This is a genomic window from Aeromonas sp. S12(2024), from assembly GCF_041402305.1.
Classification (GTDB): Bacteria; Pseudomonadota; Gammaproteobacteria; order Enterobacterales; family Aeromonadaceae; genus Aeromonas; species Aeromonas veronii.
Genome location: NZ_JBGLRB010000002.1, coordinates 17,071 through 32,374 on the forward strand (window position 1 = coordinate 17,071; position 15,304 = coordinate 32,374).

The 15,304-nt window shown below is 61.0% G+C and carries 11 protein-coding genes; 3 read left to right on the forward strand and 8 right to left on the reverse strand.

Annotation, left to right across the window (positions count from 1 at the left end):
• Nucleotides 1-108: 108 nt before the first annotated feature.
• The 4 genes from asnB to ACB035_RS02060 form a co-directional block, all read right to left on the reverse strand.
• Entirely contained in the window at nt 109-1,773 is a 1,665-nt protein-coding gene (gene asnB / locus ACB035_RS02045) for an asparagine synthase B (RefSeq protein WP_203116611.1), read from the reverse strand.
• 192 nt (nt 1,774-1,965) lie between these two features.
• Entirely contained in the window at nt 1,966-2,334 is a 369-nt protein-coding gene (locus ACB035_RS02050; RefSeq protein WP_371166556.1) for a cupin domain-containing protein, read from the reverse strand.
• A 139-nt stretch (nt 2,335-2,473) separates the two neighbouring features.
• Nucleotides 2,474-4,048, reverse strand: a complete 1,575-nt coding sequence (locus tag ACB035_RS02055) for a cation:proton antiporter (RefSeq protein WP_371166557.1) — start codon at nt 4,046-4,048, stop codon at nt 2,474-2,476.
• Between the two features lie 54 nt (nt 4,049-4,102).
• A complete protein-coding gene (locus tag ACB035_RS02060) occupies nt 4,103-4,852 on the reverse strand; it encodes an HAD-IIA family hydrolase (RefSeq protein ID WP_005337281.1) in 750 nt (249 codons plus the stop codon).
• 197 nt (nt 4,853-5,049) lie between these two features.
• Here ACB035_RS02060 and ACB035_RS02065 point away from each other — a divergent pair, with 197 nt between their 5' ends.
• The gene (locus ACB035_RS02065; protein WP_371166558.1) at nt 5,050-6,114 is read left to right on the forward strand and encodes an adenosine deaminase; all 1,065 of its coding nucleotides are present in this window, start codon (nt 5,050-5,052) and stop codon (nt 6,112-6,114) included.
• A gap of 111 nt (nt 6,115-6,225) precedes the next feature.
• Here the strand turns inward: ACB035_RS02065 and ACB035_RS02070 are convergent, their stop codons facing one another.
• From ACB035_RS02070 to ACB035_RS02085, 4 genes are all read right to left on the reverse strand, one after another.
• Entirely contained in the window at nt 6,226-7,212 is a 987-nt protein-coding gene (locus tag ACB035_RS02070; protein ID WP_371166559.1) for a zinc-binding dehydrogenase, read from the reverse strand.
• A 146-nt stretch (nt 7,213-7,358) separates the two neighbouring features.
• On the reverse strand, nt 7,359-8,480 hold the full coding sequence (locus ACB035_RS02075) for an alkene reductase (RefSeq protein ID WP_371166560.1): 1,122 nt from the start codon (nt 8,478-8,480) through the stop codon (nt 7,359-7,361).
• A 195-nt stretch (nt 8,481-8,675) separates the two neighbouring features.
• A complete protein-coding gene (locus ACB035_RS02080) occupies nt 8,676-10,211 on the reverse strand; it encodes a TerC family protein (RefSeq protein WP_371166561.1) in 1,536 nt (511 codons plus the stop codon).
• 300 nt (nt 10,212-10,511) lie between these two features.
• Complete coding sequence (locus tag ACB035_RS02085; protein WP_005352774.1) at nt 10,512-11,438, reverse strand: cation diffusion facilitator family transporter; 927 nt, start codon at nt 11,436-11,438, stop codon at nt 10,512-10,514.
• A 167-nt stretch (nt 11,439-11,605) separates the two neighbouring features.
• Here ACB035_RS02085 and ACB035_RS02090 point away from each other — a divergent pair, with 167 nt between their 5' ends.
• Nucleotides 11,606-14,677, forward strand: a complete 3,072-nt coding sequence (locus ACB035_RS02090; RefSeq protein ID WP_371166562.1) for an FAD-binding and (Fe-S)-binding domain-containing protein — start codon at nt 11,606-11,608, stop codon at nt 14,675-14,677.
• The gene (locus ACB035_RS02095; RefSeq protein ID WP_371166563.1) at nt 14,677-15,165 is read left to right on the forward strand and encodes a hypothetical protein; all 489 of its coding nucleotides are present in this window, start codon (nt 14,677-14,679) and stop codon (nt 15,163-15,165) included. The genes ACB035_RS02090 and ACB035_RS02095 overlap by 1 nt, the downstream gene beginning before the upstream one ends.
• The last annotated feature ends 139 nt before the right edge of the window (nt 15,166-15,304 follow it).

The following is a 15,304-nucleotide window of genomic DNA, read 5'->3' on the forward strand; positions in this document are numbered from 1 at the left end:
GGTCTGATGTGATTTGGCGTGCGTGACCGCGGGGAGATGAAAAAGCCCTTCACCATGGTGAAGGGCTTTTTGCTATCTGACGTTATCCGCTCGGTTTGGCGTGCAGGCTTAGTAGCCCTGCTGGTGCACGTCCATCACGGCGCGGCCGGACGGGTCGGCCATCTCCTTGAACTTGGCATCCCACTCCAGCGCGGTGGGGGTGGAGCAGGCGACCGACTTGCCGTAGGGCACGGTGCGGGCGGCGGCTTCCAGCGGGAAGTGCTCGTCGAAGATGGCTCGGTAGAAGTAGGCCTCCTTGGTGAGAGGGGTGTTGATGGGGAAGCGGAATGCAGCCGCTTCGAACATCTGATCCGTCACTTCGGTCTCGACCATGGCTTTCAGGCTGTCGATCCACGAATAGCCCACGCCATCGGAGAACTGCTCCTTCTGGCGCCAGGCCACTTCGTGGGGCAGCAGATCTTCGAACGCTTCGCGCAGAATGTGCTTCTCGATCTTGCCTTTGCCACACATCTTGTCGGCGGGCTGCAGGCGCATCGCCACGTCCATGAACTCCTTGTCGAGGAAGGGCACGCGACCTTCCACCCCCCAGGCAGCCATCGATTTGTTGGCGCGCAGGCAGTCATAGAGGTGCAAAGAGGCGAGCTTGCGCACGTTCTCTTCGTGGAACTCGCGGGCGTTGGGCGCCTTGTGGAAGTAGAGGTAGCCACCGAACAGCTCGTCGGAGCCTTCGCCGGAGAGCACCATCTTGATCCCCATCGCCTTGATGTAGCGGGCCATCAGATACATCGGCGTGGAGGCGCGGATGGTGGTGACGTCATAGGTCTCGAGGTGATAGATGACGTCGCGCAGGGCATCCAGACCCTCCTGCACGGTGAAGTGGATCTGGTGGTGGATGGTGCCGAGGTGATCAGCTACCTTGCGGGCGGCGGCGAGATCAGGTGAGCCTTCCAGGCCGACAGCGAAGGAGTGCAGTTGCGGCCACCAGGCTTCGCTCTTGCCATCGTCCTCGATACGGCGCGCCGCATAGAGCTTGGTAATGGCGGAGATAACGGACGAATCGAGCCCGCCGGAGAGCAGCACGCCATAGGGCACGTCGCACATCAGCTGGCGTTTGACCGCCGCTTCCAGCGCGGCTTTCAGCTCGGCCTTGTCGCTGACGTTGTGCTCGACCGCGCTGTATTCCATCCAGTCGCGCTTGTACCACTGTTTGAGCTCGCCATCCTTGCTCCACAGGTAGTGTCCCGGCGGGAAGGTTTCGACGCTCTTGCAGACCGGCACCAGCGCCTTCATCTCGGAGGCGACATAGAAGTTGCCGTGCTCGTCGCGGCCGGTATAGAGGGGGATGATCCCCATGTGGTCGCGACCAATCAGGTAGGCATCCTGTTCGGCGTCATAAAGGATGAAGGCAAAGATGCCGTTGAGATCGTCGAGAAACGCCGGGCCCTTCTCCTTGTAGAGAGCGAGCAGCACTTCACAGTCAGATTTGGTCTGGAACTGGAAGTCGACCTTGAGGGTTTTCTCCAGCTCTTTGTGGTTGTAGATCTCGCCGTTGACCGCCAGCACATGGGTGCGCTCGGGGTTGTAGAGCGGCTGGGCGCCATTGCCCGGGTCGACGATGGCCAGACGCTCGTGCACCAGAATGGCTTTGTCGGAGCTGTAGACGCCGGACCAGTCAGGCCCGCGGTGACGAAGTCGCTTGGACATCTCCAGCGCCGACTTGCGCAGGGCAACTGCGTCGGACTTGATATCCAGAATGCCGAAAATTGAACACATTGGCGGTAATCCTCTTGATTTTTATATGAGCCCCCCACGTTTGGGCTCGAAATTCCATTTACATTCCTCGTCAGACACAATGCCTAGCGGAAAAACCTTTTGCAAGCGGGAAAACCGCAGAAAATCATGCCGTAAGCGTCAAGCGGATCAACAGGATAAGGGCTGCTGCAACGAGGCTGGGTGACGTTAACATCAAGCCGAGGCGGGTTCGAAGATGACGTAGACCTTGCGACAGGGGGTAAGGGTCTCCCACTCGCCGACAAAACCGGCGGGAATGACGAATTGATCGCCGGGTTTCAGGGCCAGCTGGCCGCCCTGACTGTCGTGGATCACCACATCCCCCTCCAGCAGCTGGCAATACTCGTGCTCGGTGTAGTGGATGGCCCAGCGGCCGGGTTCGCAGGCCCAGAAGCCGATGTGAAACTGCTGGCTGGGGTCGGAGTAGTGGTTCCAGACTGTTTGCGCCGGGTTACCTGCTTTAATACGCTCGGGGGCGGGCATCAGCGGGGTGGGGATCGCCTCGTGGCGATCGAGCAGGATCCAGTCGTTGAGGGTCTTCATGGTGCCTCCTTGGCTTCGGCAGATAGGAAAGCGGGGCCATCCCGGCCCCGCGTTCGTTTTATTAAACGAGGTTGTGCATAACTTAAACGATGCGTTCCTCCTTGCCAAGAGCCCTTGCCAAGGGCTGCTGGCCGACGATTCAACGCGGCTGCAAACGGCGGATGACATGGCGGGCAAAGCCGCTGCCCGCTTCGTTGTAGACGTTGAACACCGCGTCCACCCCCTGCTCCTGCAGGGAGGCGATATCATCCTCGAAGCGGACGATGGCGGCTATCTTGCCGGCAAAGCCGTGGCTGCGCAGCTTCTCGATGGCGTAGAGATTCCCCGAGTGGTGGGGCATCGCCAGCAGCACCAGATTGACCTGATTGGAGAGCAGCACCTTGTCCCAGAAGTCGGTATCGGTGGCATCCCCTTCGATGACGTTCATCCCCTGGGCGCGCAGGGTGGGCAGCTTCTCGCTGTCGTTCTCCACCCCGAGGATGACGTTGCCGTACTTGTTCTCCAGCTCGAAGTAGGCCCCCTGACCGATCCGCCCCATACCGAGGATGATCACCTCGGCATCGCCCAGCTCTATGGGCCTGTCTTCCGGATGGAGGTTGCTCGCCTGCAATCCCCGCAGCCAGTGGCCGATGCGGTGATAAATGCGCTCGCTTTGGGCATTGAGGGGAGCGGAGATCATAAAGCTGGCCGCCAGTGCCAGCGAGACCGCCACCAGCCACTCGTGGGAGAGCCAGCCCGCCTTGGCGGCGATGGCGGCGACGATCAGGCCAAACTCCGAGAAGTTGGTGAGCGCCAGGGTCGAGAGCAGGGCGGTACGTACCCGCAGGTGAGCGCCGCTGTAGACCAGATAGTAGAGGACACTTTTGAGCGGCAGGGCCAGCACCAGCGCCAGTGCCAGCAGCATGGTGTCGTGAGTCGGCAGGCCGTTGAGACCGATGGTGAGAAAGAAGCAGACCAGAAAGAGGTCTTTGAGGTTAAAGAGCGCCTTGGCAAGCCCTGCCGCAGCCGGATGAGAGGCGAGCAGCATGCCGATGATAAGAGCTCCCAGATCCGGCTTGAGGCCAACCACTTCAAAACCGGCAGCCCCGACCACCAGTGCCAGAAAGACTCCGAACAGTACCTGCAGCTCGCCATGACCGGCCCGCACCAAGAGCTTGAAGAGCAGCGGGCGCAGCAGCGGCAGTCCCAGCACCCAGAGCGCCCAGATGCTGGGCCACTTGCCGCTGGAAAAGGCCAGAAATGCTACGGCGAACACGTCTTGCATGACCAGCACCCCGATGGCGATGCGGGCGTAGAGGGCATTCATGTCGCTGCGATCTTCCAGCACCTTGACCGCAAAGACGGTGCTGGAGAAGGAGAGGGCAAAGCCCAGCAGCAGCGCCAGTTTCCAGTCCAGCGAGAGGGCAAGTTCAAGCCCCAGTCCCTTGCAGACCAGCAGCACTACGGTAAAGAGCAGGGTGGAGAGCAGCAGGTGCAGGCTGGTGGTGCCCCACACATCGCGCCGCATCAGGGTCTTGATATTGAGTTTGAGGCCGATGGTGAACAGCAGCAGGGTGACGCCGAGATCGGCCACCTCGCTCAGGGCGGGAGTATTTTCATATCCCATGCCGTTGAGGATAAAACCGGCGGCCAGAAAGCCGAGCAGGGGGGGCAGGCCAATCAGATTGACTACCATGCCGCAGCCAAAGGCCACGGCGATCAGAATGGGTTCCATAACAGATCCTGCAAGGGCAGGAGAGACCTGCCCTGTTTAACGCTTGGGTGGTGATTAGACGATATCGATGTCGACCACGGAGTCGAAAATATGGTTCGGCCGAAACGGCATGCGGTCGATATCGGCGACCTTGCTCACCCCGGAGAGCACCAGCACCGTCTCGAGACCCGCCTGAAAGCCCGCCAGAATGTCGGTGCGCAGGTTGTCGCCGATGATGATGGTGTCGTCGGAGTGGGCCTCCATCCGGTTGAGCGCCGCACGGATGATCCAGGCGCTCGGCTTGCCGACATAGAACGGCTTCTTGCCGGTCATTCGCTCGATGGGGGCGCACAGGGCGCCGCAGGCCGGGTGCATCATGGGGCCGTGGGTATCGGGGTTGGTGGCGATAAAGCGGGCCCCCTGATCGACGAACTTGGCCCCCTGTTGCATCATGGTCCAGTTGTAGTTGCGGGTCTCGCCCACCACCACGAAGTCGGGGTCGATATCGGTGATGGTAAAGCCGGCCTTGTAGAGCTCGTGGGTCAGCGCCCCTTCGCCGATCACATACGCCTTCTTGCCATCCTGACGCTTGAGGAAGTCGGCGGTACCCATGGCGGAGGTATAGAAGCACTCTTCCGGCACTTCGATCCCGGCGGAGCGGAAGCGGTTTTGCAGATCTTTCTGGGTCTGGGCCGGGTAGTTGGTGAGGAACAAAAGCTTGCTGCCCTGCTCCAGCAGGCGATGGACGAAACGGTCGGCACCGGGGATGAGATCGTTGTTGTGCAGGATGACACCGTCGATATCGCAGATGACGTTCTTCTTCATGAAAACTCCTTGTCAGGGCGCAGGCGAGCCGCCAATCGTTAAGATGTTCAATCATTTATGATTTTTGTGACGCCATTATAAGTCTGTTTGATGACAAGTCTCCCCTGTCTCGCCACTTCGGTGCACAATAAAGCTGCCGTCGGGTCAGTCTGGTGGAGGGGCTGACGCCGGATCACTTTGCTGATGGAGCCGTCGCTATGGACACCCCGATTCCCAAGCCAGTCACACCCGAACACCTCACCGCCGCGCAATTTATCGCCGGACTGCCGAAACTGGAGCTGCACCTGCATATCGAGGGCAGCCTCGAACCCGAGTTGATGTTTGAGCTGGGCCGCCGCAACGGTGTGCCACTGCCCTGGCCCGATGTGGCCAGCGTGCGCGCCGCCTATGACTTTGACTGCCTGCAATCCTTTCTCGACCTCTACTATCGCGGCGCCAGCGTGCTGGTGACCGAGCAGGACTTCTTCGACCTCACCTGGGCCTATCTTGAGCGTTGCGCCGCCGACAAGGTGGTGCATGTGGAGATCTTCTTCGACCCGCAGACCCACACCGCTCGCGGTATCCCCTTTGCGACTGTGCTGAGTGGCATCGAGCGGGCGCTGCAGCGCGGGGAGAAGGAGTTTGGCATCAGCTGGCGCCTTATCATGAGCTTTTTGCGCCACCTGAGCGAAGAGGAGGCGTTCGCGACGTTGGAAGAGGCTATGCCCTTCTTGTCACGCATTCACGGCATCGGCCTCGACTCGGGGGAGAGGGGCAATCCGCCCACTAAATTTGCCCGGGTCTTTGCCAAATGCCGCGAGCTGGGGCTGCCGGTGGTGGCCCATGCGGGTGAAGAGGGGCCTGCCGACTACATCTGGCAGGCGATCAACGAGCTGCAGGTATGCCGCATCGATCACGGGGTTCGCTCGGCCGATGATCCCGAACTGCTCCGTTATCTGGCGGATACCCGGCTGCCGCTCACCGTCTGCCCCCTCTCCAACACCCGGCTCAAGGTGTTCGGCGATATGGCCCAGCACAATGTGTTGCGGCTGCTGGAGCAGGGGCTCTGTGTCACCATCAACTCGGACGACCCTGCCTACTTTGGTGGCTATATGAATGCCAACTTTGCGGCGCTGGCCGATGGCCTTGGCGCGACCATGAGTCAGCTATGTCGCTTCTCGCTCAATGCGGTGGAGGCGAGCTGGCTCTCTCTGGCCGACAAGGCGCGGCTGACCCGGGAGATCCGCAGTTATGCCGAGACTCACGGGGTGATCCTGCATTGAGTCAGGCGCTAATGAAGTCGAGATGACATGCACTATATAAAGAGAGGCCCGCCATTACTGGCGGGCCTCTTTCGTTTCAATGGTCGGTGTGGTTATCAGGGAAAGTCAGCGTTAAGCCACTCGCACCAGAAACTTCTCGCCCTGTCCTTCGCGCTTGAAGCGCTCGAGCAGGGTAGGCAGTGCCTCAAAGTCGCCGACCACCAGCGGCGGCAGGGTCAGTTCGCCGCTCGCCATCTGCGCCATCATGGCGACACCGGCGGCCACCAGTCGGCTCCACTGTTTGCCCGAGCCAAAGGCGTGCTGGGCACCCAGCGCAATCTCGTGCAAGGAGTGGCAATGGCTAAAGGCGGGCAGCGGATTGTGCGGGATGCGCCCGAGCACAGTCACCATATGACCGTAGTAACCAAGGGCGGGCAGCAGGCTCTCGGCCTGTTGGCTGGAGACCAGATCGATGATCCCCTCGAACGGCTCGTTGCCGTTGGCAGTCTGCAAGGTGGCCAGCCAGTCGGAGTCCCGATAATCGGCTACACCCTGCACACCGATCTGTTTGAGCCAGTGATGGTGGCGTGGGCTGGCGCTGGCAAAGACCCGCGCTCCTTGCTGGAGGGCGAGCTGCACCGCAAAACGGCCGACACTGCTGCCAGCACCGGTGATGAGCAGCGCTTCCCCGTGCAGGCGCGGCAACTTGGCCAGCGCCTGCCAGGCGGTGAGGCCGGGACAGGGCAGGGCGGCGGCCGCCTCGTCACTCAGGGCATCGGGCACTGGCATCAGGGCGCGGGCTGGTACCCGGGTGTGACGGGCAAAGCTGCCGTGGTGGCGCAGGTCGGTGTGATAGGCGACCCGGGCACCGGGGCGCAGATGGCTGACGTTGGCACCGAGGGCCACGATAGTGCCCATGCCATCGACGCCGGGCACCTGACCGTCCTGCCAGTTGGAGTGGCCATATTCGATCAGCTTCCAGTCCACCGGATTGAAGGCGATAACCCGGTTGGTTACCAGTACCTCGTCAGGGGCGAGCGGTGCCAGGGGCAGATCGGCGAGGGTAAGCTGGGTCGGTTCACCGGGGGCATGCCAGCACCAGGCTTGGGTGTGATTCATGATGACTCCTTGTAAAAGCGAGGGGAGAGAACAACGAGATCATTGCAACAGCAAGACAGTGAAACCGCCACTGCCGCGAATGGGCAACAATACAGCAGGCCCCAACCTGTGGGGCCTGCGTTACGTGGCCGTTTGGCCATCGGCAATCAGCGGCTGGCTGCTGCGTCCTCTGCCTGATAGACGGGGTAATCGGTCAGCCCTTTCTCGCCGCCGCCGAACAGGGTGGCCGGATCGTGGGGGGCCAGCGGATAGCCGTGGCGCAGCCGGTTCGGCAGATCCGGGTTGGCGACGAAGGGGCGGCCAAAACCAATCATGTCGGCCCAGCCCGCTTCGAGGGCGGCGCGTGCGCGATCACCATCATATTTACCGGCGTAGATCAGGGTGTTGGGGAAGGCATCCCGCAGACCCTGCTTGAAGTTCTCCGGCATCAGGGGGGCATCGTCCCAGTCCGCTTCGGCAATGTGCAGGTAGGTGACATTGAGCTGGCCCAGCAGGCGGGCGGCCGCCAGATAGGTCTCCTGCGGATTGGCATCGACTGTGCCGTTGAGGGTGGTGAGTGGTGCAAGACGCACCCCGATCCGGTCGGCGCCGATTTCGCTGCAGACCGCCTCGGTCACCTCTTTGAGAAAGCGCAGCCGGTTTTCCAGCGATCCGCCGTAACTGTCGGTGCGGGCGTTGGATTCGGAGTCGAGGAACTGGTTGATGAGGTATCCGTTGGCGGCGTGCAGCTCGATGCCGTCAAAACCGGCGCTGATGGCGTTGCGGGCCGCCTGACGGAACTGGCCCACCACCGCATCGATATCGGCCTGGGTCATGGCGCGCGGAGTTACGGTCTCGACAAAGCCCGGCGCATCGCTGCCGTTATCGACGAACACCTTGACGCCCACTGCGGGCAGGGCTGAAGCGGAGATGGGCTGGGCGCCGCCGATGTTGTCCGGATGGGTGACCCGGCCCACGTGCCAGAGCTGGGCGAAGATGGTACCCCCCTTGGCGTGCACGGCATCGGTCACCAGTTTCCAGCCAGCGATCTGCTCTGCGCTGTAGATCCCCGGCGTCCAGGCATAGCCCTTGCCCATGGGGTCGATTTGGGTGCCTTCGCTGATGATCAGGCCCGCCTCGGCGCGCTGGGCGTAGTAGCTCGCCATCATGGCGTTGGCCACATCACCGGGCTGATTGGCACGGGAGCGGGTCATGGGGGGCATGACGATGCGGTTGGCAAGGTGCAGCTGGCCAAGGCGCAGCGGGCAGAACAGGTGATCGTGGCTCATCTTGAGTTCCTCATGGTGGAAGTGAGGCCACTTTATGCCGCCATCTTGTTGTGAAAAAGAGGGGTAATTGCACAAGAGAATTGTGCTTGATGCAGCAATCAGTGCAAACCGTCGGGAAAGAGGCGTTGAGGCATAAAGTTGAAGCATAAAAAAGAGGGCCGTCTGGCCCTCTTCTGTATTCTGCTGGTGGCAGGCTCAAGCCGTGGCGGGCATCACTTTCACCCGCTCGATACGACGCTCGCTCACCTCGATCACCTCGAAGTTGAGTTGCTGCAGTTGCAACTGCTGGCCCGGGGTGGGCAGGGTGCCGAAGTGGGAGAGCAGCATGCCCGCCAGGGTCACGTATTCATCGCTCTCGCTCACCAGCCCCTCGTGCTCCAGCACCTGCTCCACATGGTGGATGTTGGTGCTGCCGTTGATCAGCCACCCTTCGCCATCGCGCACGATATCCGGGGTTTCGTCCTCGTCCGGCAGCTCGCCGACGATGGCCTCCAGCAGATCGTGGGTGGTGACCAGCCCCTGGATCACGCCAAACTCGTCGGAGACCAGAATAAGGCTCCCCTTGGCTTTGCGCAGCTCCGCCAGCAGACGGATCACGTTGATGGTCTGCGGCACGATAATGGGATCGTTCTGCTTGGCCAGTTCGCTCAAGGATTGCCCTTCGTTCAAGGCAAACAGCAGATCGCGCGCCTTGACCACTCCGATCACCTCGTCCAGATCCCCGTCACAGATGGGGAACAGGCTGTGGGGTTCGCGCTGCAGCAGGGCGCGGATCTCGTCGCTGGAGTCGTTGATATCAATCCAGGCCATCTCCGAGCGCGGGGTCATGATGGTGCGAATGGAGCGCTCGGCCAGCGACAGCACCCCGGTCACCATATAGCGCTCCTCCTCGCCAAAGCTGAGCGGCTCGGCAGGTGCGGCATCCAGATCGTCATCCGGTCTGTCCTGATAGGCCTTGCTGCCCATCAGCTTGAAGATAGCGGCGGTGGTGCGCTCGCGCAGGGGCTGTTTGGATTCGTGACGCATGGCGCTGCGTTGGGCCAGCTGGTTGAAAAACTCGATCAGCACCGAGAAGCCGATGGCTGCGTAGAGGTAGCCTTTCGGAATATGAAAACCGAACCCTTCCGCCACCAGGCTGAAGCCGATCATCAGCAGGAAACTCAGACAGAGCACCACCACGGTCGGGTGGGCGTTGACGAAGCGGGTCAGCGGCTTGGAGGCGAGCACCATCACCACCATGGCGATGGTCACGGCGGCCATCATGACGCCCAGATGATCTACCATGCCGACGGCGGTGATGATGGAGTCGAGCGAGAAGACCGCATCCAGCACCAGAATTTGGGCGATCACCACGCCGAAGCTGGCGTAGGCGCCGACCGGGCCATCATCCTGGGGTTTGGCTTCCAGCCGCTCATGTAGCTCGGAGGTGGCCTTGAACAGCAGGAACAGGCCGCCCCCCATCAGGATCAGGTCCCGACCGGAGAAGGGGTGATCCCACAGGTGCAAAATCGGGGTGGTGAGGGTGACCAGCCATGACATGACACTCAAGAGCCCAAGTCGCATCAGCAGGGCCAGCGACAGGCCGATGATGCGCGCCTTGTCCCGTTGGGCGGGGGGCAGTTTTTTCACCAGGATGGCGATAAAGACCAGGTTGTCGATCCCCAGCACGATTTCCAGAATGATCAGGGTAAACAGACCAATCCAGATATGGGGATCCAGCAGCAATTCCATTGTATGACCTCAATAAAAACAGACAGAGCAGAGAGTAATCACGGCGCGCGATGGCCGCAGTAACAGCAAGGCAAAGGTGTTATTCAGAGGCGCTGATTAAGCAGAAAAAGATAGGCTTTGACAGAGAGAGACGAAGGGCAACTTCGGGGATTGTCCATGATGGGCAATAAAACCTCGGGTGAAAAATGAGCCCTGATGATAGCGGCTGGCGCCAATTTGGCAAGAGCAGTGTCAGTGGGGCGTGATGGGGTTGTGATGCGACAGGGGGAGGCGGCGGTGCCACGCTCCCCCGTGCGGTCGTTACAACCAGCGCTTTTCGCGGGTGAAACAGACCGACAGCCAGGCATCCCCAAGGGTATCGCCAAGGCGAGACCAGAGCTCCTGACGCAGGGCATCCTGACGTTCGACAGGCCACTCCTGACCCGGCGCCACCAGAATGTTCAATTCCAGATCGAAGCGACGACCGCTTTTGGCCAGATGGCTGTAGCACTCGATGCCGTGGCGCTGGCGCAGCGCCTCGATCTCCTGCTCGACTTGCCGTGGCACATCCCCCTTGGGGGCGATCTTCAACACTTCCCGCAGGTTGCGACCGAGCACCTTGATGGGAATGAGGGTGGCGCAGAGGGCCAGCAGCGAGACCAGCACCGGGTCTATGTAGCGATTGTATTGGCCGTAGCCGATGGCATCGAGGCCAATGGCGACCACGAAACCGATAAGCAGGGTGGCGCTGAGCAGGGTATCCACCAGCCACTCCTTGGAGTCGACCCGCACCAGCTCGGAGTCTACCTGTTCGGCAACCTGGGCTTCGATGCGATAGATGATGGCGCAGAAGAAGGTGGAGACGGCGGCATAGATAAGGGCGTGGCCGAGATCGATCTCCCGTCCGCCATCCAGCAGGGTGGTGATGCCGCTATAGAGGGCGCCAAGGCAGAGCAGCAGAATAATGGCGCCATTGATGACGTTGGTGATGGGCTCGAAGTGGGCATAGCCATACTGGAAGCGCGCATCGGAAGGGCGGGTAACAAGATAGGCGGTAACAAGACCGAGGCCTGTCATGCCCATGCTGAACAGGGTGAAGATACCATCGAGCATGATGGCGTTGGAACCGACGAAGAGGCCGTAGCCGATGCCGAAGATGGCAAAGGTAATACAACCGAACAGCGACAGGGTAAGCGCCTGTTTTTCGGTGGTGACCAGCGTACTGATAACATGGCTGTGGTGAGCCATAAAAGTCCTCCTTTCAAATGGTGAATATTGCCAAGCGCAAGCGGTTTTCTAGCTGATATACTGCCCGCTCACATGTGAGCGGACTGGCCTGACTGCCATTGACAGGCGGCTGGCCAGTCGTTGTCGCCGGCGTGCCGGCATCAAGCAAAGGATGGGAACAAGGATTCATGATCCCGAGACTCGATTACCAGGACAGTTTGTCACCCGCAACCCTGCAGTTTCTTGAGTTGCTAGAGCGCAGCGCATTTCGTGGTGATATCGAAAAGTCTTATGCAAGCCGGTTGGCGATGGCGACGGATAACAGCGTCTATCAGGTAGTACCTCAGGCGGTTCTCTATCCGCGCAGTGCGGATGACATAGCAGTGATGCTCAAGCTGGCCGCAGAGCCGGCGTTCACCTCCTTGAGTTTTTTCCCTCGCGGTGGCGGTACCGGCACCAATGGTCAGTCATTGGGCGGCGGCATTATCGTCGATCTCTCCCGTTATATGAACCAGATCATGGAAATTAATCTGGAAGAGGGGTGGGTGCGCGCCCAGGCCGGGGTGGTGAAAGACCAGCTCAACGCCTATCTCAAGCCCCATGGCTACTTCTTCTCGCCGGATCTCTCCACCTCCAACCGCGCCACCTTAGGGGGCATGATCAACACAGATGCCTCGGGGCAGGGGTCGCTGGTCTACGGCAAAACCTCGGATCACGTGCTGGGGCTCAAAGCGGTGCTGGAGAATGGCGACATCATGGCGACCGAGCCGCTGACCGGTGAGCGACTGGCCGACAAGCTGGCGCTGGAGAGTCGGGAAGGAGAGATCTATCGCACCCTCTATCGCATCGGCAAGGAGCGCCGCGCCGACATCGAGGCGACCTTCCCCAAGCTCAACCGCTTTCTGACCGGTTACGATCTCAAGCACCTCTATCAACCCGACACAGATACCCTGGATGTGAGCCGGGTGCTGTGCGGATCTGAAGGATCGCTTGGCTTTATCACCGAAGCCAAACTCAATATCACCCCCATCCCGCGCTACCGTACGCTCGTGAACGTCAAGTACGACAGCTTTCCTTCGGCTCTGCGCAACGCCCCATTTATGGTGCAGGCGCAGGCCCTATCGGTGGAGACGGTGGACTCCCGGGTGCTCGGGCTGGCCCGTGCCGACATCATCTGGCATTCGGTGAAAGATCTTATTCAGGATGTGCCCGGCAAGGATCTGCAGGGGCTCAACATCGTCGAGTTTGCCGATACCGACGAGGCAGAACACAAGGCCAAGGTGGTGGAGCTCTGCCGTCGTATCGACGAGCTGCTGGCCAAGGGCGAGGCCGGGATTATCGGCTATCAGGTGTGTGACCACCTGCCGAGCATCGAAACCATCTACACCATGCGCAAGAAGTCGGTGGGGCTGCTTGGCAACGCCGAAGGACGCAAGAAGCCGGTGGCCTTCACTGAAGATACCGCCGTGCCGCCAGAGTCACTGGCCGATTTCATCATGGAGTTTCGTGCCCTGCTGGACGCCCACGGCCTCGACTACGGCATGTTTGGCCACGTTGATGCCGGTGTGCTGCACGTGCGCCCGGCGCTGGATTTGTGCGATCCCGAGCAGGAGGTGCTGCTGCGGCGTATCTCCGATCAGGTGGTGGCGCTCACCGCCAAATATGGCGGCCTGATGTGGGGGGAGCACGGCAAGGGCTTTCGCTCCGAATACAGCCCCGCCTTCTTTGGCGAGCTGTGGGAAGAGCTGCAGCGGGTCAAGGGGGCGTTCGACCCGGCCAACCGCATCAACCCGGGCAAGATCTGTATCCCCTACGGTAGCGGCGCCGAGCTGGTGTCGGTGGATGGCCCCAAGCGTGGCAAGTATGACCGCCAGATCCCGCTCGCGGTGCGTACCAGCTACACCCGCGCCATGGATTGCAACGGCAACGGTCTCTGCTTCACCTTCGAGACCGACTCCCCCATGTGCCCCTCGGTCAAGATCAGCCGTGATCGCCGCCACTCCCCCAAGGGGCGGGCGGGTCTGATGCGTGAATGGTTGCGTCAGCTGGCGGAGCAGGGCTTCGATCCGCTAGCGGAAGAGGTGGCGCTGCAATCCGGTGGTGTGCGCTTCAAACAGCTGGTGGACAAGGTGCGCAACAGCTGGGCCAAACAGCGCGGCGAGTATGACTTCTCCCACGAGGTGATGGAGGCGATGGCTGGCTGTCTGGCCTGCAAGGCGTGCACCAGCCAGTGCCCGATCAAGGTGGATGTGCCCGATTTTCGCGCCCGCTTTATGCAGCTTTATCATGGCCGCTACCTGCGCGCCCCCAAGGATTACTTCGTCGGCACGGTGGAGAGCTATGCGCCGTTGCTTGCCAAGGCGCCGAAGCTGGTCAACTTTTTCCTCGAAAAAGAGTGGGCCCAGAAGGCGACCGAGAAGAGCATCGGCATGGTCGATGTGCCGCTGCTCTCGGTGCCGACCTTGGCCGAGAGCCTGCATGACAACCGCGCCCGCTATTTTGATCTGCCGGGTCTGGAGCGGATGAGTGCCGAGCAGCGCAAGCAGGTTGTGCTCATCGTGCAGGACCCCTTCACCAGCTATTACGACGCCCCTGTGGTGCGCGACCTGGTGAAACTCGCCAGCAAGCTCGGGTTCCAGCCCTACTTGCTGCCCTTTAAACCCAACGGTAAACCCCAGCATATCAAGGGGTTCCTGCGCGCCTTTGCCCGTACCGCGGCCAACAGCGCCCAGTTCCTCAACAAGGTGGCGGCGCTTGGCATTCCCATGGTGGGGGTGGATCCGGCCATGGTGCTCTGCTATCGCGACGAGTATGCCAAGGTGCTGGGGTCGGCTCGCGGCGATTTTCAGGTGTTGTTGCCGCAGGAGTGGCTGCTCTCGCTGCCGGTAGATCAGTTGCCTGCTCGAACCGACAAGACCAAGAGCGGGGAGGGGGGCGAGCCCTGGTATCTGTTTGCCCACTGCACCGAGAAGACCGCCAAGCCCTCCACTCACGGTGACTGGAGCACCCTGTTTGGCCGTTTCGGGGCCAGCTTGCAGCCGGTCTCTGTGGGTTGCTGCGGTATGGCGGGCACCTATGGTCACGACGTCAAACAGGTGGAGAACTCCAAGGGCATCTATGGGTTGAGCTGGGCCGACCCGCTCGCCCGCCTGCCCAAAGCGCGCTGCCTGGCGACCGGCTATTCGTGCCGCAGTCAGGTCAAGCGGATGGAGGGGGAAAAGCTCAAACATCCATTGCAAGCCCTGCTGGAGCTGCTCTGATGCTGACGTTTCCCAAGCGGTTTCGGGTGCCGAAGGCTTATCGGCATCCACGTTTCTTGCTGTTACCCGCTACCCCCGCTCAGGCTGTGGTGGAGTTTGTCGCCATGTTGCGCGAGCGCCAGCAGCTCCATCAGCTGTTTCGCCCGCACGATCTCTGGCCCTCAGCCAACTTCAGCCTGAGCCAGCACGAAGGAGATCTGGAGTGGCAGCAGTCGGAGTTTCTGGCCAAGCGCTCGTTCGCCTATGGCCTCTGGAGTCCGGATCGGGAGCCGCAATTTTGGGGTGGGGTTTATCTCTACCCCTCTGTGTTGCCGGAGGTAGCGGTGGAGCTCTTCTTCTGGAAGGTGGCCGAGGCCTCCATCAGTGATGAAGAGTTGGAAGGGCTGCTGCGCGACTGGCTCGCCAACGTGTGGCAGTGGTCTGAGCCCCGCTTGCCGGGTCGGGAGATGCCCTGGGCCGAGTGGCCCGGTGTTACCTACCCCTGGTGACATCCCGCTTAAGGGCATGATTGTGTAAAACGCAGCGCCGGGTCGGGGCTGCGTTGTTACCACGTCACCTGGTAACCAACAACTCACATAACCGAACCATTTTGCCGATGGAGGGCGTTTCACCCATATCGGTACGCAT